The sequence below is a fragment of the Streptococcus sp. 2579 genome (genome assembly GCF_013277195.1).
Lineage (GTDB): Bacteria > Bacillota > Bacilli > Lactobacillales > Streptococcaceae > Streptococcus.
Map to the genome: position 1 here is coordinate 179773 of NZ_VMMM01000008.1, position 25216 is coordinate 204988.

At 42.6% G+C, this 25216-nt stretch carries 29 protein-coding genes and 1 pseudogene; 6 read left to right on the plus strand and 24 right to left on the minus strand.

What is annotated here, in order from left to right; translation table 11 throughout:
- Positions 1–13 precede the first annotated feature (13 nt).
- Positions 14–1192 carry a galactokinase gene (locus HT725_RS05705; RefSeq protein WP_164226050.1) on the minus strand — a complete coding sequence of 393 codons (1179 nt, stop codon included), beginning with the start codon at positions 1190–1192 and terminating at the stop codon, positions 14–16.
- 164 nt (positions 1193–1356) lie between these two features.
- Here HT725_RS05705 and galR point away from each other — a divergent pair, with 164 nt between their 5' ends.
- Positions 1357–2358, plus strand: coding sequence for a DNA-binding transcriptional regulator GalR (gene galR, locus HT725_RS05710; RefSeq protein ID WP_164226049.1), 1002 nt, complete (start codon positions 1357–1359; stop codon positions 2356–2358).
- A gap of 67 nt (positions 2359–2425) precedes the next feature.
- On the opposite strand, the gene HT725_RS05715 is transcribed toward galR, so the two are convergent.
- The 3 genes from HT725_RS05715 to czcD form a co-directional block, all read right to left on the minus strand.
- Positions 2426–3463 (minus strand): zinc-binding dehydrogenase, encoded by a 1038-nt coding sequence (locus tag HT725_RS05715; RefSeq protein ID WP_164226048.1) that lies wholly within the window; start codon positions 3461–3463, stop codon positions 2426–2428.
- Positions 3464–3817, minus strand: coding sequence for a stress response transcriptional regulator NmlR (gene nmlR, locus HT725_RS05720; RefSeq protein WP_001022629.1), 354 nt, complete (start codon positions 3815–3817; stop codon positions 3464–3466). It lies immediately after the preceding gene.
- 243 nt (positions 3818–4060) lie between these two features.
- Entirely contained in the window at positions 4061–4951 is an 891-nt protein-coding gene (czcD, locus tag HT725_RS05725; RefSeq protein ID WP_173253193.1) for a cation diffusion facilitator family transporter CzcD, read from the minus strand.
- A gap of 132 nt (positions 4952–5083) precedes the next feature.
- Between czcD and HT725_RS05730 the strand changes: the two genes are divergently transcribed.
- A complete protein-coding gene (locus tag HT725_RS05730) occupies positions 5084–5620 on the plus strand; it encodes a TetR/AcrR family transcriptional regulator (RefSeq protein WP_000181701.1) in 537 nt (178 codons plus the stop codon).
- Between the two features lie 165 nt (positions 5621–5785).
- On the opposite strand, the gene pnuC is transcribed toward HT725_RS05730, so the two are convergent.
- The 7 genes and pseudogenes from pnuC to pepA form a co-directional block, all read right to left on the minus strand.
- Positions 5786–6592: a nicotinamide riboside transporter PnuC gene (gene pnuC / locus HT725_RS05735; RefSeq protein WP_000557779.1), complete on the minus strand. Its 807-nt coding sequence runs from the start codon at positions 6590–6592 to the stop codon at positions 5786–5788.
- A gap of 331 nt (positions 6593–6923) precedes the next feature.
- The gene (locus HT725_RS05740) at positions 6924–8444 is read right to left on the minus strand and encodes an ABC transporter permease/substrate-binding protein (protein WP_164226045.1); all 1521 of its coding nucleotides are present in this window, start codon (positions 8442–8444) and stop codon (positions 6924–6926) included.
- Positions 8437–9165: an ABC transporter ATP-binding protein gene (locus HT725_RS05745; protein ID WP_164226044.1), complete on the minus strand. Its 729-nt coding sequence runs from the start codon at positions 9163–9165 to the stop codon at positions 8437–8439. Before HT725_RS05745 ends, HT725_RS05740 begins: the two co-directional genes overlap by 8 nt.
- A gap of 14 nt (positions 9166–9179) precedes the next feature.
- Positions 9180–9371 (minus strand): annotated as a pseudogene (locus HT725_RS05750) (polyketide cyclase); the annotation flags it as partial.
- Between the two features lie 34 nt (positions 9372–9405).
- Positions 9406–9849, minus strand: a complete 444-nt coding sequence (locus HT725_RS05755) for a MarR family transcriptional regulator (protein WP_164226042.1) — start codon at positions 9847–9849, stop codon at positions 9406–9408.
- Between the two features lie 575 nt (positions 9850–10424).
- Positions 10425–10721 (minus strand): bacteriocin immunity protein, encoded by a 297-nt coding sequence (locus HT725_RS05760; RefSeq protein ID WP_173253194.1) that lies wholly within the window; start codon positions 10719–10721, stop codon positions 10425–10427.
- A gap of 19 nt (positions 10722–10740) precedes the next feature.
- The gene (pepA, locus tag HT725_RS05765) at positions 10741–11805 is read right to left on the minus strand and encodes a glutamyl aminopeptidase (protein WP_173253195.1); all 1065 of its coding nucleotides are present in this window, start codon (positions 11803–11805) and stop codon (positions 10741–10743) included.
- A gap of 236 nt (positions 11806–12041) precedes the next feature.
- Here pepA and HT725_RS05770 point away from each other — a divergent pair, with 236 nt between their 5' ends.
- The 4 genes from HT725_RS05770 (at position 12042) to HT725_RS05785 (ending at position 15757) form a co-directional block, all read left to right on the plus strand.
- Positions 12042–13001 carry an ABC transporter permease gene (locus HT725_RS05770; RefSeq protein WP_173253211.1) on the plus strand — a complete coding sequence of 320 codons (960 nt, stop codon included), beginning with the start codon at positions 12042–12044 and terminating at the stop codon, positions 12999–13001.
- Entirely contained in the window at positions 12991–13947 is a 957-nt protein-coding gene (locus HT725_RS05775) for an iron chelate uptake ABC transporter family permease subunit (RefSeq protein ID WP_173253196.1), read from the plus strand. The genes HT725_RS05770 and HT725_RS05775 overlap by 11 nt, the downstream gene beginning before the upstream one ends.
- Positions 13944–14696: an ATP-binding cassette domain-containing protein gene (locus tag HT725_RS05780; RefSeq protein WP_173253197.1), complete on the plus strand. Its 753-nt coding sequence runs from the start codon at positions 13944–13946 to the stop codon at positions 14694–14696. Before HT725_RS05775 ends, HT725_RS05780 begins: the two co-directional genes overlap by 4 nt.
- A gap of 95 nt (positions 14697–14791) precedes the next feature.
- The gene (locus tag HT725_RS05785; RefSeq protein WP_173253198.1) at positions 14792–15757 is read left to right on the plus strand and encodes a siderophore ABC transporter substrate-binding protein; all 966 of its coding nucleotides are present in this window, start codon (positions 14792–14794) and stop codon (positions 15755–15757) included.
- Positions 15758–15872: 115 nt separating this feature from the next.
- Here the strand turns inward: HT725_RS05785 and yidD are convergent, their stop codons facing one another.
- From yidD to HT725_RS05850, 13 genes are all read right to left on the minus strand, one after another.
- Positions 15873–16115, minus strand: a complete 243-nt coding sequence (yidD, locus tag HT725_RS05790) for a membrane protein insertion efficiency factor YidD (protein WP_173253199.1) — start codon at positions 16113–16115, stop codon at positions 15873–15875.
- Positions 16115–16837 (minus strand): pseudouridine synthase, encoded by a 723-nt coding sequence (locus tag HT725_RS05795; protein WP_166736824.1) that lies wholly within the window; start codon positions 16835–16837, stop codon positions 16115–16117. The genes yidD and HT725_RS05795 overlap by 1 nt, the downstream gene beginning before the upstream one ends.
- On the minus strand, positions 16824–17393 hold the full coding sequence (gene scpB / locus HT725_RS05800; protein ID WP_173253200.1) for an SMC-Scp complex subunit ScpB: 570 nt from the start codon (positions 17391–17393) through the stop codon (positions 16824–16826). Before scpB ends, HT725_RS05795 begins: the two co-directional genes overlap by 14 nt.
- Before the next feature lie 18 nt (positions 17394–17411).
- A complete protein-coding gene (locus HT725_RS05805) occupies positions 17412–18140 on the minus strand; it encodes a segregation/condensation protein A (protein WP_173253201.1) in 729 nt (242 codons plus the stop codon).
- A complete protein-coding gene (gene xerD, locus HT725_RS05810; RefSeq protein WP_316043873.1) occupies positions 18140–18874 on the minus strand; it encodes a site-specific tyrosine recombinase XerD in 735 nt (244 codons plus the stop codon). Before xerD ends, HT725_RS05805 begins: the two co-directional genes overlap by 1 nt.
- Positions 18871–19332, minus strand: a complete 462-nt coding sequence (gene cbpB / locus HT725_RS05815; protein ID WP_004260968.1) for a cyclic-di-AMP-binding protein CbpB — start codon at positions 19330–19332, stop codon at positions 18871–18873. The genes xerD and cbpB overlap by 4 nt, the downstream gene beginning before the upstream one ends.
- On the minus strand, positions 19329–19850 hold the full coding sequence (locus tag HT725_RS05820) for a metallophosphoesterase (protein WP_173253202.1): 522 nt from the start codon (positions 19848–19850) through the stop codon (positions 19329–19331). Before HT725_RS05820 ends, cbpB begins: the two co-directional genes overlap by 4 nt.
- Positions 19826–20797 carry a nucleoside-triphosphate diphosphatase gene (locus HT725_RS05825; RefSeq protein ID WP_173253203.1) on the minus strand — a complete coding sequence of 324 codons (972 nt, stop codon included), beginning with the start codon at positions 20795–20797 and terminating at the stop codon, positions 19826–19828. The genes HT725_RS05820 and HT725_RS05825 overlap by 25 nt, the downstream gene beginning before the upstream one ends.
- A complete protein-coding gene (gene racE / locus HT725_RS05830; protein WP_000370376.1) occupies positions 20794–21588 on the minus strand; it encodes a glutamate racemase in 795 nt (264 codons plus the stop codon). The genes HT725_RS05825 and racE overlap by 4 nt, the downstream gene beginning before the upstream one ends.
- A gap of 200 nt (positions 21589–21788) precedes the next feature.
- A complete protein-coding gene (locus HT725_RS05835; protein ID WP_000364990.1) occupies positions 21789–22037 on the minus strand; it encodes a YneF family protein in 249 nt (82 codons plus the stop codon).
- 325 nt (positions 22038–22362) lie between these two features.
- Positions 22363–23166, minus strand: coding sequence for an ATP-binding cassette domain-containing protein (locus tag HT725_RS05840; RefSeq protein WP_000157661.1), 804 nt, complete (start codon positions 23164–23166; stop codon positions 22363–22365).
- A gap of 12 nt (positions 23167–23178) precedes the next feature.
- Complete coding sequence (locus HT725_RS05845; RefSeq protein ID WP_173253204.1) at positions 23179–24072, minus strand: ABC transporter permease; 894 nt, start codon at positions 24070–24072, stop codon at positions 23179–23181.
- 11 nt (positions 24073–24083) lie between these two features.
- Positions 24084–25061: an ABC transporter substrate-binding protein gene (locus HT725_RS05850; protein ID WP_173253205.1), complete on the minus strand. Its 978-nt coding sequence runs from the start codon at positions 25059–25061 to the stop codon at positions 24084–24086.
- Between the last annotated feature and the right edge of the window lie 155 nt (positions 25062–25216).

Below are 25216 nucleotides of genomic sequence, written 5' to 3' on the forward strand. Positions count from 1 at the left end.
AGCCTCCTTTTGACTAGTCAAGGACGCGAGTGCCACCTGCAACTTCAGCGATATAGAAGCTTGGAGCGTATCCAACTACTTCCTCGTAGTGTTTGCCTACAGCTTCCTTAAAGGTCTCAACAGCATCATTTTGCACTAAAGCAATGGCACATCCGCCAAAACCTGCCCCTGTCATACGAGCACCGAGAACACCTTCTTGTCCCCAAGCTGTGTGAACAAGAGTATCCAATTCCAAGCCAGTTACTTCATAGTCATGTTCTAGAGAAACGTGTGACGCATTCATCAAACGACCAAATGTTTCCAAATCTCCTGCTTGGAGGGCTGCTTGAGCTCTGAGGGTACGTTGATTTTCAAGCATTGCATGACGAGCACGTTTCAAACGATTTTCATCTTTAATCAGATAGCTGTATTGGTCAAAGGCCCACTCATCCAATTCACCCAAGGTATGAATATCTAAAGCAACTTGCAATTCTTCCACTGCTTTTTCACATTCAGCACGGCGTTCATTATATTTAGAATCCGCCAATTCACGACGTTTATTGGTGTTCATAATAACAACGACATTGTCCTTCAAATCAAGTGGCACCAAGTCGTATTCTAAAGTATTGGTATCTAGGTAAATTGCACGTTGATCAGCCCCCATACCGATAGCAAACTGGTCCATGATACCAGAGTTGACTCCGATAAAGTTATTTTCTGTTTGTTTTCCGATTTTAACCAAATCGAGACGCTCTAATTTTAAATCAAAGAGATGCTCTGCCACGACTCCTGTCAAGAGTTCAAGGGATGCTGAAGAAGACAAACCAGCACCATTTGGGATATTCCCATAAACATAAAAATCAAAACCTTTATCAATCACGTGCCCAGCTTCTTGCAAGAAATGAAGAACTCCTTTTGGATAATTGGTCCAGTTGTGCTCTTTTTCAAACTTGAGGTCAGCTAAAGGTACTTCGATAATGCCCTTGTCCTCAAAGTTAGCTGAGTAGAAACGCAAGACTTGATCATCACGTTTGCGAGCTGCCCCGTATGTTCCCAAGGAAATAGCAGCAGGAAAAACGTGCCCACCGTTGTAGTCTGTGTGCTCACCAATCAAGTTGATACGGCCTGGTGAAAAGAAGGTTTGGTCTGCTTCTTGACCAAAAACAGCAAGAAAGTCTTTTCGAAGGGCTTCTGCAGTAAGATGTTGTGTCATATGAATTCTCCTTTGACTGTCCGTTAAGTCACCTTAACGTGTAATCGTTTTCTTCTATTGTATCCAAGGGATTTCCCAAGGTCAATCCTTTTTACTAAAATTTTACTAAACTATCAGTAAAAAGCAGAAAAATATGATATACTAACCTTAAAGAAGGAGGATTTATGGCTACTTTAAAAGACATTGCACAGCTAGCCTCTGTCTCTATCGCAACCGTATCCCGCGTCCTCAACCGCGACCAGAGTCTATCTGTTACAGAAGAAACCAGACACCGTATTTTAACTGTTGCTGAAGAGTTGGGCTACACTAAGCACCTCAAGACAGGCGAGTCCCACAAGCCCAAGCAAAAGATTGCTATTATCCAATGGGTCAGCGAACAAGGAGAGCTGGACGACCTCTACTACTACCAGATTCGCCTAGGCATAGAAAAAAGAGCCCAAGAACTGGACTATGATATTTTGCGCTATTTTAATGACCATCCTTTTACCCTAAGCGAGGAAGTCATCGGGATTCTCTGCATCGGAAAGTTTAGCCGAGCTCAGATTTCTGCCTTTGAAGAATACCAAAAGCCTCTTGTCTTTCTAGACAGTGATACTCTTTCACTAGGACATACCTGCATTATTACGGACTTTTACACTGCCATGAAACAGGTTGTCGATTATTTCCTCAGTCAAGGGATAGACCGTATAGGAATTCTAACAGGTATTGAGGAAACAACTGACCAAGAAGAAATCATTGAGGATAAGCGACTGGAAAATTTCAGAAACTACAGTCAAGCGAAGGGAATTTATCATGATGAACTGGTCTTTCAAGGAAGCTTTACTGCCCAGTCTGGCTATGACTTGATGAAGGAGGCTATTCAGAGTTTGGGAGACCAACTGCCACCAGCATTTTTTGCAGCTAGCGATAGTTTAGCTATCGGTGCCCTCCGTGCCCTCCAAGAAGCTGGAATCAGCCTGCCAGACCGCGTCAGCCTTATTTCCTTTAACGATACTAGTCTGACCAAGCAAGTCTATCCTCCCCTCTCCAGCATCACCGTCTATACCGAAGAAATGGGCCGAGCAGGTATGGATATTCTTAACAAAGAAGTACTCCACGGTCGCAAAATCCCTAGCCTGACCATGCTGGGTACCAGACTGACTTTAAGAGAGAGTACTCTGCCATAACTCCACAAATTAAACATGACAAAAAATCCTAATAGAGAGTCTCACATCTCCATTAGGATTTTCTTTTTTAATCCATCACAATCATAGACTTAATGGTCTTACGTTCATCCATATCTTTGTAGGCTTGGTCGATATCTTCCAGTTTATAACTTGAAGTAAAGACGCGACCTGGATTGATATCACCATCAAGGACGGCTTTTAGTAAAAATTGCTTATCGTATGTTGTAGCAGAAGCTGCCCCACCTGCTACAGAGATATTTTGCATAAATGTCGAACCAAGAGCACGATTATTATAGTGTGGGACTCCTACAAATCCCATACGCCCTCCATTATGGAGAACACCTAGCGCCTGTTCTACAGCAGCCTCCGTACCAACACATTCAAGTGCTGCGTCCGCTCCGCCACCGAGGATTTCACGCACCTTGGTAATTCCTTCTTGACCGCGTTCAGCTACAACAGCTGTCGCACCTGACTCCAGAGCCATCTTTTGACGATCTTCATGACGGCTCATAAGAATAATTTGCGATGCTCCACGCATTTTAGCTGCGATGACAGCACATTGACCAACAGCCCCATCACCGATAACCACAACCTTATCCCCTTTTTGAACATTTGCAACACGCGCCGCATGATAGCCTGTTGGCATGACATCAGCAAGGGTCAAGAGGGACTTTAGCATACCTTCTGTGTAGTCAGAAGGTTGACCAGGGATTTTAACCAGCGCCCAGTTTGCATAGTGGAAACGGATATATTCCGCCTGAAAATCGCCCCCCAAGTTATTACCAATATGATTGTCGCAAGAACCGTCAAAGCCAGCAAGACAGGCATCACACTCACCACATCCATGGGTAAAAGGGACGATGACAAAGTCACCTGGTTTCACCGTCGTAATGGCTTCCCCAGTTTCTTCGACAATCCCAATCGCTTCGTGTCCACTATTTTTGTGTCCAGCTTTCGTTTCTGGATTACGGTACCTCCATAAATCTGAACCACAAACGCACGCACGAACCACACGAATAATCACATCATCCGCTTCTATTATTTGCGGACGTTCAATGCTAGCAAGTCCAACCTGACCTGCCTTTGTATATACTGCTGATTTCATTTAAAATTTTCCTTCCTTATAAAGTTTAATTTTGAGATTTAAACGATTTAAAGCTGTCTGTAGCTGAGACAAGCGCTCCTCTAATTTTTGCTTTTCCTCTTCTAAAATACCAAGCCTCTCCTCTCTCGTTTCATCTCCCTTTTGGTAGAGCGACATATAGTCAACTAAACTATCTACAGAGACACCCGCCGAACGAAAACACTTAATAAATTCCAGCGCTTCGATATCCTGATCTTGAAAATCACGAATCCCAGTAGCAGTACGAGTAATCGGTGGCACAAGACCAACCCGTTCATAATACCGAATCGTATCCGCTGAAATTCCCAACAAATCACTGGCAGATTTAATATTCACACGCTAACCTCCTCTCATTTCATTCACTGAGTTTAAGCTACTCTAACTCACTTATCTTATTATATAACTTTGAGTTGACTCCAAGTCAAGCATTTTGCACCTAATCGAAAAATTTTTATCATTAACAATCATATATCTGGAGTTTATACAATGCTCTTCTCTTACCAATTTTTGAAATATTTAAATAATAAAGAAATTACTCTATTCCAAATAAGATAGTACCCAAGTATTTTTCACTTTTTTCTAATGTTGATGCTCATAACTCCGTTCCAAGTCACACACCTTTCGCTTATGGGTTTGGTGAGTTTCTAGGTCAGCATCAATTTCAATGGTAATATTTTGAAAACCACAATCTTTTAGGAAAATTCGAATAGACTCTTTACAAGTTTCCATATGTTCCATTTCTTTTAGACAAACATGGACAATGGCATTTTTTTCCAAAGCATCCATAGTCCAGAGATTAAGCTGATTAAGGCTGGCCACATTGTCCAATCGCTCCAGGCCACTCTTTACTTGCTTGATATCAAGACCTTCTGGCACAGCATCCAAGAAAATCTTGAGTGTAGACCAAAAACGTGGAAGGGCTTTTGAAAGAATAAAGAAAGAAATGACAAGGGACAAAAGAGGATCTAGGATATACCAGTCCGTAAATCGAAGAACAATCGCCATCAGGATAACAGCTACCCACCCTAGCGTATCTTCCAGAAAATGCAGACTCAGAATAGACTCATTCTTTGTCCTTCCCTTACCAACCACCAGACTCGCTAACAGATTGATAGTAATCGCAATAATTCCTAACCAGAGAATCCCCTCATCATTGACTGGTTGCGGATGCAAAATCTTCGTGACATTTTCCAAAATGACTAGAACAGAGCCTGTTACGAGAATCACAGCTGTTACCAAGGCTCCTAGCAGGCTAAACCGCTTATAGCCCAAGGTGTACTGATTGTCTTCTTCACGATTGGAGATTGTTTCTAAAAAAGCTGATATTCCAATTGCAATCGCATCTACTAAGTCATGCACAGAGTCAGCAAGAACAGCGCTAGAACCAAATATTCCACCTGCAATAAACTCAACAATGGCATAAGTCAAATTTAAGAAAAAAGCCACCCAAACAGCATATTTTGCCTTCATATTTCTCATTCCTTTGTTATAATAGATTTATGAACACCTTGTTCATTATCATTATCCACTAAAACTCAAAGAAAGGATAGAAGCAAAACGTCAGCTTTATTCAGTTCTGAACAATTTGCCTTAAATGTCCATATGACTAACATTGACCGCCGTATCAGCAAAACCAAAAAAGCCATCTATCAAGCTTTTATACAACTTTTGAATGCTAAGGGCTACGAGGCCACTACTGTTCAGGATATCATTGATCTCGCAGATGTGGGAAGATCCACCTTTTACTGTCACTATGAAAGTAAGGAGCTTCTTCTGGACCAGCTCTGCCGCTACCTCTTCCATCATCTTTTTGAAAGAGAGCAAGCCATTTCAACCGAGGACTACCTCGCCCACCTCTTTCTGCATTTTCAGAAAAACCAAGACCATATCACCAGTCTACTATTCTCCAAAAATGACTATTTCCTCCGTCAACTACAGAGAGAGCTTGAGCACCACGTCTATCCCATGCTGGCTGCTGATTTGAAGCAAACTCACCCAAGTCTACCTACTTCTTACCTCCAACACTTGGTCGTGTCCAACTTTATCGAGACATTGACCTGGTGGCTCAAAAAAGGTCAAGATTTCACAGACCAGGAAGTTGTCCAATTTTATCTAGACCTTCTCATTCCTAAAAATTGAATATAGAGTAAAGCTCAGTTGTCTTATTTCTAGGTTACTGAGTTTTTTATCTTTTCAACAACAAAAGAGGACCCGCCGATCCTCTTTTTCATACTATAAATCCTTGATTATCAACTATATCTGTTTTAATCGAAATCTCAAAACAGCACTTTCAAACATCTTTTCCTAGTTAAGTAAATCAGTATTCTGCTTAGCTGCCTTGCTCCATTGATACCAACCAACTAGACTGTTAATGAGATAAATTAGATATTTCCCTTGAATTTGCAGGCTTTCTCCCCACCAGAGATAGATTGAAAAAACATTGGTAGCCGCCCAGAATATCCACTGTTCACGGTAAACAGCTGTCATGAGGATTTGCCCTACCCCATTGGTTGCATCTGTGATTGAATCACGATAGGGACGATTGGCACCAATAGACTGATAAATGAAGCCAAAGGCCAACCACCAAAGCACACTAATGGAAAGATACTTTGTCCAGCCCTTGCCGTCCAGTTTACGCGCGACAAACTCCTGCTTTTCCTTCTTAAACTGTGCCTGATAAATCCAAACTAGAAGTCCAATTGGCTGCATGACTGTGAAGTAAAGTGTCGTCAGCACCTCACCATAAAAGCCTTTCTGTAGGGCCAAAATAAGGTAAATAACAGAGTTAATCAAGCCAAAAAGATAATTACTTGCTCGACCTTCCGATACAAAGATTACACAGATAATCCCTGTCAAGCTACAAATCATCCCAATCCAGTCAACAATACGATGTTCGTAAACCAACTCCAGCCAGAGAGGAAAACTTCCTAAAACCAGCAAATAAATCCACTGGGCAAAACTACGATGGGCAAAGAGGTCATCCCAGATAGCCTTCATAGTTCCTGAAAATCCTAAATCAGCCATAGCCGCAACCATACGACGGTAACCACCTGACATTTCACCTAGGGTTGTTTTGATATTTTCAATTTTCTTTTGCAAATAAGTATGCATCATTTCTCCTTTTGTTTTTAAAGAGCCGTGTCTGGATAGACTTTCGGACGCAACGCTCTATTAGATAATGAACTGCCTATACACAAGATTTCTAACCTTAGTCGACATGAGCTGAAACCCCTTATTTGTTAAGTAGTTCACAAAATATTATACACCTATTTTATGAATAGTCAACTGTCTTTACAGTAAAATTTTAGAAAATCATGAAAATTTTCTCTTTCTTTCCATTTTAAGTGACATTCAGTCATTCTCACATCAAAAAAGCCCAGACGACATTGTCTGAGCGTTCTTCTATATAATCGTTTAACCAAGTTGAGTTTAGCTTTTCAAGCTATTTCTTCAACAAACCTTGTTCTTGTAGAAACTCCTTGGCTACTTGTTCTGCTGACTTGCCTTCAACACCGACTTGGTAGTTGAGCTGGCTCATCTGGCTTTCAGTAATTTTACCAGCCAATTTATTGAGAACTGTTTCCAACTCTGGATGTTTCTTGAGAAGAGCTTCTTTCATCAGTGGAGCCCCTTGATAAGGTGGGAAGAGTTGTTTGTCATCTTCCAATACCTGTAAATCATAACGTGCCAATTCCGCATCAGTCGAATAAGCGTCCGTGATTTGAATATCGCCTGACTGAATTGCCTGATAGCGAAGAGCTGGTTCCATGGTCGCCACATTGAGATTGAGACCATACATTGACTGCAAGCCCTTATTTCCATCCTCACGGTCATTAAACTCGAGAGTAAAGCCTGCCTTCAACTGTCCTTCTACTTTTTTCAAGTCCGAAATGGTCTTCAAGCCATATTCTTGAGCAATCTTTTTCGGAACAGCTACAGCGTAGGTATTTTGATAAGACATGGGTTTGAGATAGGCTAGATGATCCTGTTTGGCAATGCCATCACGCGCCACATTATAAACCTGCTCTGGCTCATGACTTACTTTCGGTGATGGTTGAAGTAAACTTTCAGTCACCGTTCCTGTAAATTCAGGATAGATGTCAATATCGCCTTTTTTCAGAGCCTCATAGAGGAAACTTGTTTTCCCAAAATTCGGTTTAACAGTCGCAGTCATACTGGTATTTTCTTCAATGAGGAGTTTATACATATTGGCCAAAATTTCTGGTTCTGGACCCAATTTCCCAGCAATGACCAAGTTTTCTTTCTCTTTTTGATCCAAAAGAGCTGGACTATAAGACAAACCAAGCAATATTGTCACCAAGGCAAAACCTGAGAAAATCGTCCGCAATTTTGCCTTTTCCATCACTTTTAGTAGGAAGTTAAAGGCAATGGCTAGCACTGCAGAAGAAAGGGCCCCAATCAAAATCAGACTGGCATTATTACGGTCAATTCCCAAAAGGATAAAGGAACCCAGTCCCCCTGCACCAATCAAGGCCGCCAAGGTTGCCGTACCGATAACCAATACTGCTGCTGTCCGAATCCCAGACATGATAACAGGCATGGCAAGTGGAATTTCAAACTTCTTGAGACGCTCCCACCTAGTCATCCCAAAGGCAATCCCAGCCTCTTGCAGACTTGGATCAATTCCCTTCAGCCCAGTGATGGTATTTTGCAAAATAGGGAAAATCGCATAAATCACTAGCGCTGTCAAAGCCGGCAAGGTTCCAATTCCCATCAAGGGGATAAAGAGTCCCAACAAGGCCAGTGACGGGATAGTCTGGAAAATCCCTGCAATCTGCAAGACCCAGTCGGCCAACTTCTCATGATAGCGAAGAGAAACAGCCAAGGGAATCGCGATAAAAATAGCTAGTAACAAGGTCAACAGTGACAACTGCAAATGTTGAGATAGGGCTGTCACCCAATCACTAAAACGATCCTGAAAAGTTGCAATTAAATTAGTCATGAACACTACCTCCAAACAAGTCTGCTACAAATTCTGTGGCAGGAGCTTTTAAAATGGTCTCGGGATTCGCTACCTGGCGAATCTCTCCATCCTGCAAGACAGCAATACGGTCCGCCAATTTCAAAGCTTCATCCGTATCATGGGTCACAAAAATAGTTGTCATTCCAAACTCTTTATGCAATTCTTTAGTCAGAACCTGCAACTGTTTTCTCGAAATAGCATCCAAGGCTGAAAAAGGTTCATCCATGAGGAGAATCTTAGGCTGACCAATCATGGCACGGACAATACCAACCCGTTGCTGTTCTCCACCAGATAGTTCACTAGGTAAACGATGCCCATACTCAGCTACTGGTAAACCAACCTTGGCCAAAAGCTCTTCTGTTTTCTGAGCAATTTCTTCCTTAGTCCAGCCCTTCATCTCAGGAATCAGGGCAATATTTTCCGCGACCGTTAGATTTGGAAAGAGAGCAATGGCCTGTAAAACATATCCAGTAGAAAGACGAAGTTCACGCTCATCATAGTCTTTGATACGCTTGCCATCCATAAAAATATTTCCATCAGTCGGTTCCAAGAGACGGTTAATCATCTTAATCATGGTCGTCTTACCTGAGCCAGATGGCCCAACTAAAACCATAAACTCGCCATTCTCAATCCGTAAATTGACATCTCTCAAGATATCTTTTTCTGTGTAGCGCAAGGCTACATTTTTGTATTCAATCATTCTTTGTCCTCATTTTAAAACTTTCCTCGATTAGTCAAGTCCTCTACCTTAGGCATGACTTCCTTATTGTCCCAATGCTCCACAATTTTTCCATTTTCTAAACGGAAGATATTGTACTGGGCATAAGCAAGGCCATCAATCTGAGTCTGACCATAGCTAACCACATAGTTTCCTTGTCCTAAGAGTTGGAAAACAAAGTCAAAAGTGGCCTTTACTTATAAACAGCTAATTTGATCTATTTTACTCCTCATTTTCCTTCTCTTTCAGATTAGCCAAAATTCTTTCTTGAAAAACTTCAAATTGGTGAATTTCTTCCTCTGAAAATCCTTTGTAAAAGATCGTATCCAATTTCTGACTGACACGATGCCCCACTTCTTTCTGGGACTTGCCCAACTCTGTTAAAACCAAATACTTTTTACGCTTATCTTTTCCACATGGACTAACAGTTACAAGCTTTTGTTCCTCTAGCTTTTTTATCATAGTCGTCAGCGTATTATTCGCAAGCCCAGTCGCAAGCGCAATATCTGTCGCAGTTGCGCAGCCAGTTTTACTATTCCATAAAACCGCTAAAATCTTGCCCTGTTCACCCCTATAAAGAGCCTCAGGATCTTGGCTCAGTAACTTCTGAAACATCCGCCCATTCAACAAACGAATATGATGGGCTAGCAAATGACTATCTTTCATAACACCTCCAATTATTTCGATATCGAAATGAATAGAATAATTGTAACACTTGTCCTTTCAACTGTCAACTATTTCGATTTAGAAATAATTTTTGATAATGATTTACATCACCATACTCCGGTTCAACTAACTTTTAACGAGAGTTTCTAAACTCCTTCGTCCTCCAGTCTACAAAAGCCTTCCATCTGTACTATACTATATTTTATGAGGGGACACGTTTTCCTATCAGATCATTTATTTTAAAGATAGAAGTAAATCATAATTGCTTCCATCTGCTCTTTTATCGTATATTGAAGTTGGACTAGGGCACTGTATCTTCTAAAACATTGATAGAAAGCGATTTGAATTTCCCAATCAATTTGTTCGTATTTAATTTCACCTTACCCTATCTTTCCCATAGCACCCTTCAAACAGCCTATCCCCTACCGTTTGACGATTCCCCCCTTCTCTCCACTTCCATTACAGAAGTTTCTTCACTACTATGGTCTCGGCTAACTTCTCATGATTCCTTGTTACTACTATTTGAACGCTCACGAGATAGGTCTTACAAAAAAATGCTTTGATCCACAATGGAATCAAAGCATTTTAAAAATCTCCCCATACATAAGCGCAGAAGCTGCGGTTCCTCTGTACTTGGCTTCTTCTCTTTTGATAAAGCGAGCCAAGTTGAGCAACTCAGGTGCCGGATGTCTAGGATTCTTGAGCAATTCACGATTGACCAGTCCTGAGAGACGAACTACCAGCAATTGCTCATTTGTAGTAGGCAGTTTTTTTGCAGTCTCTAGGAGAGCAGCAACTAAATCTTCACTCAAATCATGGCGAGCATGATTGTAAAGATCTTTTATAAGGCTTTCTAGGTTTGGTTCTACCATCCCTACCACCTCCTTAAGTTTAATAATTTTTAATCAAGTCAACTGTTGAACGATCCAATTTTTTCACCAAGGCTTGCAAGAAAGCTTGAGCTTCTAAGAAGTCATCCATAGCGTAGAGGGTTTGGTGAGAATGGATATAACGAGCGCAAACACCGATTGTTGTAGATGGAACACCGCCATTTTTCAGATGAGCTGCGCCAGCGTCTGTTCCGCCTTTACCACAGTAGTATTGGTACTTGATACCAGATTCTTCAGCCGTTGTCAAAAGGAAATCCTTCATCCCTGGGAGAAGCAAGTGACCTGGATCGTAGAAACGAATCAAGGTTCCATCTCCAATCTTACCTTGACCACCGTAGACATCACCTGCTGGTGAACAGTCAACTGCGAGGAATACTTCTGGGTCAAACTTGGTTGTAGAAGTATGAGCACCACGGAGACCAACTTCTTCTTGGACGTTAGAGCCAAGATAGAGTTCATTGCCAAGTTTTTGACCTGACAGAGCTTCCGCCAACTCGCTAACCATGAGAACCCCGTAGCGATTGTCCCAAGCTTTTGAGATGATATTTTTTTCATTGGCTGTCAAGATTGCAGAACTATCTGGTACGATGGTGTCGCCAGGACGGATGCCAAAGCTTTCTGCCTCAGCCTTGTCCGCAAAACCACCATCAAAGACGATATCTGCAATAGCAGGTATGGTTGGTCCACCCTTTCCACGAGTCAAATGTGGAGGAACAGAGCCTGAAATCACTGGAATTTCACGACCATCACGAGTCAGGAGTTTGAAACGTTGGCTGCTAACCACCATAGGATTCCAACCACCAATTTCAACCACACGGAAGGTACCGTCTAGCTTGATTTCGCTGACCATAAAACCAACTTCATCCATGTGAGAAGCGACCAAGACACGTGGTGCATCCGCAGCTTCTGAATGTTTAATCCCGAAAATACCACCCAAGCCATCTGTCACCACTTCATCCACGTGCGGTGTTAACTTTTCACGAAGATAAGCACGGACAGGTGCTTCATGACCTGAGATCGCAGCAAGTTCTGTTACTTCTTTGATTTTTGAAAATAATGTTGTCATTTCAATTCCTTCTTTCTTTCATCCATTTTACCACTTTTTATAGGAGAAGGATAGCGGGAAGGTGGATAGTTTTTTACTCAGTTTTCCTATAACAAAGAGAGACAGATGTTCTTTCAGGAATTTTTCTTTCTTTTTACATTAAATTGTCAGAAAATTTATTGACAGATTAAAGAAATCGTGTTACAGTAATATCCGCAGGTATCTTTCGGTACCAAATCAACATGAAAGGATGGGGTATGAAACTTTCTCATTATTTAATTGGCTTACTTCTACTCCTGGTCTTTCTATCTATTAGCATTGGGACCAGTGATTTTTCATGGGGAAAACTCTTTGCACTGGATCATGAAACTTGGCTTCTCTTTCAAGAGTCCCGTCTTCCAAGAACCATTAGCATTCTCCTGACTGCCTCTAGTATGAGTATGGCAGGGCTCCTCATGCAGACTATCACTCAAAATCAGTTTGCTGCTCCGAGTACAGTTGGAACCACTGAAGCCGCCAAACTGGGAATGGTATTGAGCCTCTTTGTCTTTCCGTCGGCTAGTCTGACCCAAAAGATGCTCTTTGCTTTTGTTTCATCCATCGTATTCACCCTCTTCTTCCTAGCCTTTATGACTATTTTTACTGTAAAGGAAAGGTGGATGTTGCCTCTGATTGGAATCATCTATAGCGGGATTATCGGTTCTGTGACAGAAGTTATCGCCTATCGTTTCAATCTGGTTCAGAGTATGACTGCCTGGACCCAGGGCTCCTTCTCCATGATTCAGACCCATCAGTATGAATGGCTCTTTTTAGGCCTCATTATCCTGATAGCCGTTTGGAAATTATCCCAAACCTTTACCATCATGAATCTAGGAAAAGAAACTAGCGAAAGTTTGGGGATTTCTTACTCCCTGCTTGAAAAACTGGCCCTCTTTCTGGTAGCCCTAACGACTAGTGTCACCATGATTACCGTGGGTGGCTTACCTTTCCTCGGAGTTATTGTTCCCAATCTTGTTCGCAAGCGCTATGGAGATAATCTAAGTCAGACCAAACTCATCGTCGCACTAGTCGGTGCCAATCTAGTTCTGGCCTGCGATATCCTATCCCGAGTTCTGATTCGGCCCTATGAGTTGTCTGTCAGTCTTCTACTAGGAATCATTGGTAGCATCATCTTTATCCTACTTCTATGGAGAGGGGGACGAAAAGATGCAGTTTAAAAGCAAACATACCAAGCTCTTCTGCCTTCTCATTATTCTGGCCATCGGAGCTTGTCTCCTCTATTTTTGGCCCATCACTCACTTGTCTGCCTTTGCCTGGAAGCTACGTTCCCAAAAAATTGTCGTTTATCTCTTGGTAGCTATCGCGACTGGGATTTCGACCATTAGTTTTCAAACTCTGACGGAAAATCGCTTCCTGACACCTAGTATTTTGGGAATCGAATCCTTCTACGTCCTGCTACAAACCCTACTACTGGTTTTTGAAAACAAATTTCTACAGCTTGGAAAGTCTCCTGTCTTAGAATTCCTGGTTTTACTTCTTGTCCAATCCCTCTTCTTTCTCGTCCTACAAGGCTACTTGAAGACACTGATGAAGCAAGATCTGGTCTTCATTCTGCTGATCTGCCTAGCCCTCGGAGGTCTCTTTCGAAATATCAGTACCTTCCTTCAGGTCCTGATGGACCCAAATGAATACGATAAACTGCAAAACAGTCTCTTTGCTTCCTTTCAACATCTCAACACTTCCATCCTAGCCATCGGTTCTCTGATCATCCTCGCTTTGACCATCTTTTTCTTTCGAAAAGCAGTCATTCTGGATGTCTTGCACCTGCAAAGAGAAACGGCTCAGATACTGGGACTAGATGTCGAAAAAGAACAGAGAGAACTCCTCTGGGGCATCGTGCTTTTGACCTCAACGGCCACTGCCTTGGTAGGGCCTATGGCCTTCTTCGGCTTTATGCTGGCCAACCTCACCTACCTAATCGTCAAAGACTATCGACATAAGTTACTCTTTATAGTGGCCATTCTGGTTGGATTTATTAGTTTGACCTTGGGACAAGCCCTGATTGAACGAGTCTTTGCGCTGGAAATTCGCATCAGTATGATTATCGAGAGCGTAGGTGGTCTCTTATTCTTTATCTTACTCTACAGGAGGGCGCGTCAGTGAAACTGGAAAACATTGACAAATCCATTCAAAAACAGGATATTTTGCAAGGCATTTCGCTTGAAGTCAGTCCTCAGAAACTGACAGCCTTCATTGGTCCAAATGGTGCTGGAAAATCGACTCTCCTCTCCATCATGAGCAGACTGACCAAGAAAGATCAGGGAATTCTCAGTATCAAAGGTCGTGAAATCGAGAGTTGGAATTCGCAAGAACTAGCCCAAGAACTGACCATCCTAAAGCAGAAGATCAATTACCAGGCAAAATTAACCGTTGAAGAACTGGTCAGCTTTGGACGTTTTCCCTACAGCCGAGGACGCCTGAGAGAAGAAGACTGGGAAAAAATTCGAGAAACTCTGAACTATCTGGAACTGATAAACTTAAAAGACCGCTACATCGATAGCCTGTCTGGAGGCCAGCTCCAGCGGGTCTTTATCGCCATGGTACTAGCCCAAGATACAGACTTTATCTTGCTAGACGAACCGCTCAACAATCTCGATATCAAGCAAAGCGTCAGCATGATGCAGATTCTCAAGCGACTGGTGGAGGAACTCGGAAAGACCATTATCATCGTCCTCCACGATATCAACATGGCCAGTCAGTATGCGGATGAAATTGTTGCCTTCAAGGACGGTCAAGTCTTTAGCAAGGGAACCACAAATCAGATCATGCAGGCTGACCTGCTCAGTCAACTTTATGAGATTCCTATCACGCTGGCTGATATCAATGGCAAAAAGATCTGTATCTATAGCTAGTAACATAGAAACTCGAGTTAGAAGAAATTTTGTCTCTTAGTCAAAAAAACCTAGAGACTCCATAAATCGTTATCACATTTTAAAAAGGAGAAATCATGAAAACATCCCTTAAACTTTATCTCGCTGCCCTAGTGGCCAGCTTCTTGCTCCTACTTGGTGCATGTAGTACAAACTCAAGCACAAGCCAGACGGAGACAAGCAGCTCTGCTCCAACAGAGGTAACCATTAAAAGTTCACTAGGTGTAGTCACACTTTCAAAAGTCCCTGAAAAGATTGTGACCTTTGACCTCGGTGCTGCGGATACTATTCGCGCTTTAGGTTTTGAAAAGAATATCGTCGGAATGCCTACAAAAACTGTTCCGACTTATCTTAAAGACCTAGCTGGAAAAGTTAAAAATGTTGGTTCTATGGTTGAGCCAGACCTAGAAGCCCTTGCTGCTCTTGAACCAGACCTAATTATCGCTTCACCACGTACCCAAAAATTCGTAGATAAGTTCAACGAAATCGCTCCGACTGTTCTCTTCCAAGCAAGCAAAGATGACTACTGGACTTCTACCAAGACTAATATCGAATCCCTAGCAAGCGCCTTCAGCGAAACAGGTACACAGAAAGCCAAGGAAGAATTGGCCAAGCTAGACAAGAGCATCCAAGAAGTCGCTACTAAAAATGAAAGCTCTGACAAAAAAGCCCTTGCTATCCTCCTCAACGAAGGAAAAATGGCTGCCTTTGGTGCCCAATCTCGTTTCTCTTTCTTGTACCAAACCTTGAAATTCAAGCCAACTGATACTCAATTTGAAGATTCTCGCCACGGACAAGAAGTCAGCTTTGAAAGTGTCAAAGAAATCAACCCTGACATCCTCTTTGTCATCAACCGTACCCTTGCCATCGGTGGGGACAACTCTAGCAACGACGGTGTCCTAGAAAATGCCCTTATCGCTGAAACACCTGCTGCTAAAAATGGTAAGATTATCCAACTAACACCAGACCTCTGGTATCTAAGCGGAGGCGGTCTTGAATCAACAAAACTCATGATTGAAGACGCACAAAAAGCCTTGAAATAAGCAACTTCAAACTCAATCTAAGTAAAATTTTGACATTATAAAACGCATCCTATCAGTACACTCAAACCTGATAGGATGCGTTTTTATCATTTCACTAAAATATTTTTACCCAGCCTCATTTTTCTTCTTGATTCCGTTTGAGGGAAAAATGGTCTGGGACTGGGTCCTTACCTGTTTTCGACCAGGGATGGCAACATAAAATCCGAGACAAGCCCATCAAAACACCCTTGAAGCCATGTTTTTCAATAGCCTCAATCATATAGTTTGAACAGGTAGGCTCAAAGCGACAAGAGGGTGGAAAGGCTGGTGAGATAAAACGTTGGTAAAAGCGCACAGGCGCGATTAAAATTCGTTTCATTATTTCTTGGTTACAGCCATGGTGTGTAGTTGGCTGATTTCTTTTTTATTAAGACGACGGGATTCTCCTGGACGGAGTCCTGTCAAATCTAAGTGTCCAAAACGTGTCCGAGACAACTTATCCACTTGGAGACCGACAACTTCAAACATCTTTTTAACCTGATGGTTACGCCCTTCATGGATGGTCAACTGCACCACAGAGCGGTTTTTGGCTGGATCCACTTTGAGAATCTCATAGACAGCCGGCTTGGTTTTCTTACCATCAATCTCAAGTCCACGGGTCAAGGGGCGGAGATTATCCTTATTGGCCACACCTTTAACACGCGCGACATAAACCTTGTCAATCTCATTACGAGGGTGAATCATCTCATCTGTAAAATCCCCATCATTGGTCAAAATCAAGACACCTGATGTATCCCAGTCCAAACGACCTACAGGGTAGATGCGCTCTTTCACATTTGGCAAGAGGTCGACAACCGTCTTGCGACCCTTGTCATCTGTCACACTGGAAATGACACCGCGTGGTTTGTTAAGCAGATAATAGACCTTTTCTTCGTTGTAGATAGGTTGGCCTTCAACTTCGACCTTGTCGCCTGACTTGATGGTGGTTGCTAGTTCACGTACCACTTGGCCGTTAACCGTCACCAAGCCTTGCTTGATTAGCTCTTCTGCTTTTCTCCTACTGGCCACACCTGCGTGGGCAATATACTTATTGATTCTCATCTTCTTCTATCCTTTCACCAAATAATTGGCTTTCTTGGGCTTGAATCTCAAGCTCATCAATCACTGGTAATTCTTCTAAATGGTTTATCCCCATGTAATCTAGGAAATAATCCGTAGTCACATAGAGGTTGGGGCGCCCCAACACTTCTTTTTTCCCGTCTTCTCGTATCAAGTCAAAGGCCTGCAACTTTGCCAAGGCCCCACTCGAGTTGACCCCACGAATGGCATCAATCTCTATCCGTGTGATGGGTTGCTTATAGGCAATGATGGACAAGGTCTCAAGGGCAGCCCGAGATAAACTCTGGTTGATAGGTGCCTTAGAGTATTCCTTCAAAATCTCTGCAAATTGAGGCTTGGTCACCAATCTATAAGCGCCCCCTGTCTCAATTAGAGCCAAACTGGAATCTAGGTCCTTTTCATACTTCTGGGCTAATTTTTCTAAACTCTGTTGGATGCCTGTCGGTGGCAGAGAGAGGAGTTCAGCTAACTGGCGGACCCTAATCCCATCTTCACCCGCTACAAACAAGAGCGCTTCTATTTTTGCTAAAGTACTCATCTTTCCTCTCTATCAAGTCTAGCTTTGGGCCACTTGACTTTCTTCCTTCTTTTCCATGAGATAGATATCTCCGAAACTCTCCTCTTGCATGAGGATCAGCTCCTGGGTTTTGATTAACTCTAGGGTTGCCAAAAAGAGGGTGATGACCTCTTGGAGATTCTGGGCCTCCTTAAACAAATCCTGCAAGCACAATTGATCTCGTCCAGTCAAGGACTCTTTCACGATAACCATCATGTCCTCAATCTTATACTCATCCCGCAAGATAGTCGTGTGATTCTGTGCAAACTCCTCTTTTTTCTTGGCTAGGATATTTGAAAAAGCCAAAAAGAGGTCAATGGTCGTCTTGTCATGAACAAGCTCCGCATCTTCGTAAATCAACTCTGTCGGCGCTTTGGAATAGTGTTGGGCCCGTTCTTGGTGCTTAGCTTCCAAGTGTTCACCCAAGAGCTTGAACTTGCGGTATTCTTCGATTTGAGAGAGAAGGTCCTGCTCCAGGTCATCTTCCAAATCTGTCACCTCCGCTACCTTTGGCAAGAGCTTGCGGCTCTTAATCAACATGAGCTGACTGGCCATGACCATATACTCACCCGTCACTTCCAGACGCATGGCCTGCAGGGTCGAGACATAAACTAGGTATTGTTCGATGACTTCTGTAATGGGCACATCGTAGATATCCATCTGGTACTTCGAAACCAGGTGCAAGAGCAAGTCCAGAGGCCCTTCAAAATCTTTTAGTTTAATATCCATTATCTATATTTTTCTAAAGTCAGGACTGTTTTTAATCCTAATTTTTTTGCAATTTCGTACAAATCGACCTTGTTTTCTATTTGTCGTAGAATGAACTGTTCCCGCAAGGCTTGGGCTGATAAGGCCGGAAAACCTTTCTCCTTGACAAAGGATTCTAGCTGACGAAAGGCCCACTGACGAGAATAGGCTTTCCCTCCCCTTTCAAAGAGATAAGTCTGCCCCATCAAGGGTTCTAATTCTGAAAGCAAGGTCGTGGGAATGGTGACAATCCTCTGTTGGGAAGCCTTCTTGATTCGCAACACCTGAAAATCCAGATTGATATCTGCAACCTTGATGGCTAAAATCTCACTGGGCAAGAGCCCCATTTCCAAAATCAGGAGAGCCAGTAAGCGGCCCTCTGGATAGTCGCTTTCCTGCCAAAAAGAGTCTAAGTCTAACAGTTCTGGCTTTTCGGTCTTCTTTTCAGCTTGTTTAGCTAATTCCAAGCGGTAAAAGCTATCCACTTCTCCTTTTTGATAGAGAAAGTAGAGAAATTGGTTACAGGTCGAAGTCTTTCGCTTCTGAGCGCTGATTTTTAGATTGACTAGCTGGGCTTGGTAAATCTTGAGACTGGTCTCAGAAATCCGCTCGCCTACAATGTCTAAAAATTGCTCCAAATCATACCTATAGGACTGCTTGGAATTGGCAGACAGACCCTGCTTTTCCTCTAAAAAGTCTGAAATCCTGTCTTTTATTTGCATCGAATCTCATATTCCTTACTAAAGTCATGCAAGAGGGCATTGACTGCCTTGAGGATAGACTTGCGCGTGATAATTCCTTGGAAAATACCAGACGCATCCACAACCGGCAAGAAGGACTCATCTACCAGCTTGTGCAAGACCTCCGTAATGGTAAAATCAGGCGAGACGACCGCTACGTCCGTTCTCGTCATATGAACGATATCCGTATCTGCCATGATTTCTTGACTCAAATCATGCTCCATCTGATAAGCCATAATATCTCTGAGCCCAATCGTCCCAACAAACTGTTTTTCATCTGTCACAACGGGAACACGGGTATAGGTCATCTGACTGAGCAAGAGGGTTGCATGATCCGCATTGTGAGTATCAATCAACACGGCTAGATTTTCAGCAGGGGTCAAAAAAGTTTCCTCCTGCCCCAACAAGAAAGTCTCAAACTCCTTGGCAATCATCGGCTAAACTCCTTGGACAAGCCCGGATACACCTCATGGACTCGTGTCAAAAAGTCCACTTTAAAATAACTGTCATCAATCTCCACACGAGCATAGAGACACTCTCTGATGGTCCCACGTGGTTGACTGATGGAACCTGGATTTAGAAAGAGGGTCTTTCCTTCCGTCCAAGCGCTTGGCACATGCAAGTGACCATAAAGGCAGATATCAGCATTTTCTTCCTGAGCCCAGTAGTCCAACTTTTGAAAGTTGAAATTGATGTCAAACAAGTGACCATGGGTTTGGATAATCTTGGTCGAACCAAGCTCAGTCACCAAACGTTCTGGGTAGCCGGCGTAAAAGTCCATGTTCCCTTTAACAACGCGGATGCCCTCCCAAAGGGGAGAATCTGGACGCAGTTCAGAATCGCCATTATGAAAAACGGCATCAACTTTGCCCACATAGCGATCACGGATTTCTTCCACAATCAAGCTATCGCCATGGGAATCGCTCATTACAATGATGGTTTGCTTTGCCATGATGGAAATACCTCCAAAAGTTTCTTAACGGCTAAGGCACGGTGAGATTGGCTATTTTTTTCTTCAAGGGTTAATTCAGCTGAGGATTTGCCTGTCTCTCCCACAAGGAAGAGAGGATCATAGCCAAAGCCATTTTCACCCTTGGGTTCAAAGTTAATGTAGCCAGGCCAGTCTGCTTCAACAACCAAGCTTTCCTTGTTTGGACTGGCTACGACTAGGGTTGTATGGAACTGAGCCGAACGATCCTTGAGTTCAAAGACCATGGCCAATTCGTGCAAGAGTTTGGCATTGTTTTCACGATCAGTTGCTCCCACACCTGCGAAACGAGCTGACCAGACACCTGGCAAGCCACCAAGGACATCAACTTTAAGTCCAGAATCATCTGCCAGAACCATCTTGCCCGTTAATTGAGAAATGGTTTCTGCCTTGAGGCGGGCATTTTCTTCGAAGGTCATGCCTGTTTCTGCTACTTCAGGTAGGTCAGGATAGTCATTGAGATTTTCCACATCGTAGCCTAGCTTGTCAAAGATAGCTCGGAATTCCTTGGTCTTGCCCTCGTTACGAGTCGCAATCAATAAGGTTTCTCTGACCTTGTTTGTCTCAAAGAAATCATGAACATTGACCCCTTCTTTAGGCAATTCTACATGCAGGAGTTGCCCATTTTCAACCAAGAGCAGAGCACCCTGACGTTGGATGACTTCCACATTTCGTCCCATTTCTTGGTTGAGGATATCTACCACAAAAGACAATAAACGGTAGAGAGAACCATAGCGTAAAACAGTAACAGAAACAGGAAAACCTCGATCCTCATCTCGAAATCTTTGGGCAAACTCCAATAGAGGAAAATTCAAGTCATCATCCGTCAACGTCCGGACGCCACCAAAAATACCATAGGACCCGACATACCAGTCCTGTTCATCCTTATATTCATAAATTTTATTTGTCATAATTCTACATGCTCCACATGAATCTCTTTTTCCAGCCATTCTTCACCAATTTGTGCAAAACTTTGGCTGCTGGCTGTTGTGTAAAAACGGTGATGGAGTGGTCCGGCATCGCGACCACGATTGATTTCAAAATAATTAAGTAAGACTGAAATGTCCCGTACACACTCTGCCCCACTATCGATAAGTTGAACCTTGGGCCCCATGACATTTTGGATGATGGGGCGAAGGAGTGGATAATGGGTACAGCCCAAAATCAGGCTATCTACCTTTCCAACCAAGGGACGCAGGGTTTCATAGACCACTTTCTTGGTAACACTGGTTGACAGGGCACCAGACTCCACCAAGGGAGCAAACTTGGGACAGGCCAAACTCTCCACCTGTAAGTCCGGATCCAAATCATGGATTTTCTGACGGTAGATATCTGATTGTACCGTCATGGGTGTTCCAATCACTCCGATTTTCCCACCTTGACTGGACTTGATAGCTGCCGAAGCTCCTGGCAAAATAACACCTAGGACAGGAATATCTAGTTGAGCCTTGATTTCTTCCCAGACGACCGCAGTCGCAGTATTACAAGCAATGACAATCATTTTGACATCCTTGGTCAAAAGAAAGTTGACCAACTGCCAAGTATATTCACGAATTTGCTCAGCAGGACGGGGACCATAAGGCGCCCGTGCCGAATCTCCAATATAGACGATTTCTTCATGGGGAAGTTGGCGCATAAGCTCGCGCACAACGGTCAAGCCCCCGACACCCGAATCCAAAAAACCAATTGGTCGATTATCCATACAGTCTTCTTTCTAGTCTTTTTTCTGATTGATAGTTCATTATGATTATTGAGCCTTATGAACCGAATGATAGCCTACTCAACAACTATCTCTCTTAATCATAATCAAATATCAATAGAATGCAAGGAAAAAGTCTCATCCCTAAACCCTTAGCCGACATAGTGAGAAGTCTGGAACTTTCATCCCAGACTTTTCCTTATTTATTTTTTCTTTTTATTGTTAGCAAGGGCTGCCTTTTGTTGGCGGATGATTTGGTGGTAAACTTGTTGTACCTTAGCTTCGCTTGGTTTTTGACCATTTGCACTCAAAAGAGTACGAACTGCTTCAGCATTCAAACGTGGGTTGTCAGCAAATTCTTTTTCAATTTGCTTACGAACCAAGTACATTCCTCCAAGAGCTCCTCCTAGAAAAGCTAGCACAATCAATACAATTGCTAATAGTAAATCCATCATATTTCTCCTGTTTCTTTTTAAGTCTCTTTCATTATACCACAAACTAGCCACCCTGACTAGTTTGTTTTACGCTTTCAGGGATGGAATAGACAGCAAAAAGAACCCTACTTTTCTGCAAAAGAGGGTTCCTTACTGAGTTTATACTCAATGAAAATCAAAGAGCAAGCTAGGAAGCTAGCCACAGGTTGCTCAAAACACCGCTTTGAGGTTGCAGATAGAGCTGACACGGTTTGAAGAGATTTTCGAAAAGTATCAATTTCATATTTCTGCCTATCCATTTGTGCTAATAAAAGACTGAGACACTGGATCTCAGCCTTTTTCTTTATCCCAAAACCAATTCATCACTGACTAGACTTTGGCCACTATTTTTCTGGAAGAGATGCATGAGGTCTTCAACTGTCAGATGCTTTTTCTCCTCTCCCTTGACATCCACCACTATCTTACCCTGATAGAGCATAATGAGACGATTTCCGTACTCAATCGCATGGTTCATATCGTGGGTAATCATCAAAGTCGTCAACTGATGGTGTTCCACAATCTTTTGCGTCAAGTCCATCACCATTTGACTGGTTTTTGGATCAAGGGCCGCAGTATGTTCATCCAAAAGCAAAAGTTTGGGTTTCACCAGAGCTGCCATGACTAGGGTCAAGGCCTGTCTTTGTCCTCCTGAGAGATATTGAGTATCTACTTTTAAGCGGTTTTCAAGACCAATATTCAACTCCTTCAAGGCCTCTTGGAACTGGATTCTATCCTTCTCCTTCACGCCCCAACCAAGCCCTCTCTTCTGCCCGCGTCTCAAGGCAATAGCCATATTCTCCTCAATCGTCAAACGAGAGGCTGTTCCCATCTTAGGATCTTGAAAAACACGGGCGATATCCTTGGCTCTCTTTCTTACACTCAGATTTTTAATGGATTTGCCTGCCAATAAAAGGTCCCCTTCATCCACCGATAGATTGCCAGCCAAGATATTCATCAAAGTGGATTTCCCTGCTCCATTTCCACCAATCACAGAGATAAAATCTCCCTCTTCAACTTCTAAATCTAATCCTTTGAGGACATGGTTCTCATTGACCGTCCCCGCTTCAAAGGTTTTGTGAATATTTTCAAGTGTTAACAAACTTGCCATAACTTTCTCCTCCTATTCATTTCTCAATTTCAGACCACGAATCTTTAATCTCTTTTGCAATTCTGGTGCAAATAAAACTAAGGCTAACAAGATTGCATTAAAGAGACGTACCAAGTTTTGATCTAGATTTGGAATTTCATAGATATTTAAAATAATCAAACGGTAAACAATTGCACCAATTCCGATAGATAACAAGCGGCCTCCAATGGTCAAGTCGTGAATCAAGACTTCCGCAATAATGACTGCACTCAAACCAACAACGATGGTTCCTGTCCCAGAAGTCACATCTGAAAATCCATCATTTTGAGCAAATAAGGAACCACATAGGGCAATCAAACCGTTTGAAATCATGTAACCAACAATCTTCATGGTGTCTACATTGACCCCATTTGCCTCACTCATCGGAATATTATCCCCAGTCGAACGCAAGACCAAGCCAATCTCTGTTTTCATCAAAAGAGTCAAGACCAAACAAACAAGTAAGAGACAGGCCAAACTGAATGAGAAAACAGCTTCTTCATTTGACAGTCCCAAGCTAGCCAACTGTTTAAATACAGTTGAAGAATCTCCCAAGGAAAGATTGGGCACACTTCCCATGATTTTAATATTGATGGAATAAAGCCCTGTCAAGGTCACAATCCCTGTCAAGAGAGCTGGGATTTTCATCTTGGTGTGGAGCATTCCTGATACAAGACCTGCTACCATACCTGCAAACAAAGCAAGTAAAGTCGAAATCCAAGGATTTGTCCCTGCCTGTATCTGTGATACAACGACTGCTGCCCCCAGAGGAAAGGCTCCCTCAGCAGTCATATCCGCAATATCCAAAATACGGAAAGTCAAGTAGACCCCAATAGCCATAATCGACCATAGCAAACCTTCTGATAAACTAGATAATACAAAATTCATCTTAAACCTCCTTATTCCTTGCCTTCTAACTTGCTAATATCAATTCCCAATGCATCTGCCATTTCTTGATTGGTATGCAATTCCAGTTTTTCAGGCAACTCAACTGCTATATTTTCTGGCTTCTCACCTTTTAAAACACGAATCAGCATGCGAGCTGTCTGCCGTCCCAGTTCTTCATAATTGGTTCCGTAGTTATACAAGCCACCAACAGCAGTCATTTCTGTTGAGCCACCAAATACTGGAACCTTGTGTTTAATAGAAACCTGCTTGACTGTTTCCATGGTTGACGAAATGATATTATCCGTTGGGACAAAAACCATATCCACCTCTGCCATCAAGCTTTCTGCTGCCGCCTTGACGTTGTTACTGTCCAAGATTGTTTTTTCAACAACGGTAAAGCCTTTTTCTTCCAAAAGGCGCTTAGCTTCATCCTTTTGGACAACTGAGTTTGGCTCGCTCTGAGTATAGAGGATTCCAATTGTTTTAGCTTTTGGCAACACTTTCTTTATCAAATTGATTTGGGTTGAAATGGCATCTGATGACTGATCGCTTGTCCCAGTCACATTGCCCCCAGGGTGTTCTCTTGACTCAACCAACTTGGCACTGACAGGATCTGTTACCGCTGAAAAGATAACCGGTGTCGTTTGTGTTGTATTGGCCAAGCTCTGGGAAGAAGGTGTTGCGATGGCTAGAACGACATCACTAGATTCTGCTAGTTGCTGGGAAATGGTTTTTAGATTTCTTTGCTCACCCTGTGCATTTTGCAAATCAATCTCAATATTTTCCCCCTCAACATAGCCTTGTTTGGCCAGCTCATCCACAAAGCCTTCTCTGGTAGCGTCCAAAGATTGATGAGTAATAAACTGCGAAATACCGATAAGAAAAACATCTTTTTTCTTATCTGCCTTCAACTGATGCAAACTAATCAGAGAGATCAAGAGGATCCCCACTACCAAGAGGGGTGCTAGTAATTTTCGAACAACTTTCATAATGAAACTCCTTCTCAGAAAAGATAAAACAAAAAAACCGCCTAGATACTATCTAAACGGATGCTTGAAATAATCTAACAAGTTATAACTTTGCTAGTCCATTTAGATATTCATCTATATGGACTACAATCAAAAATCTTAGCCACATAGATACA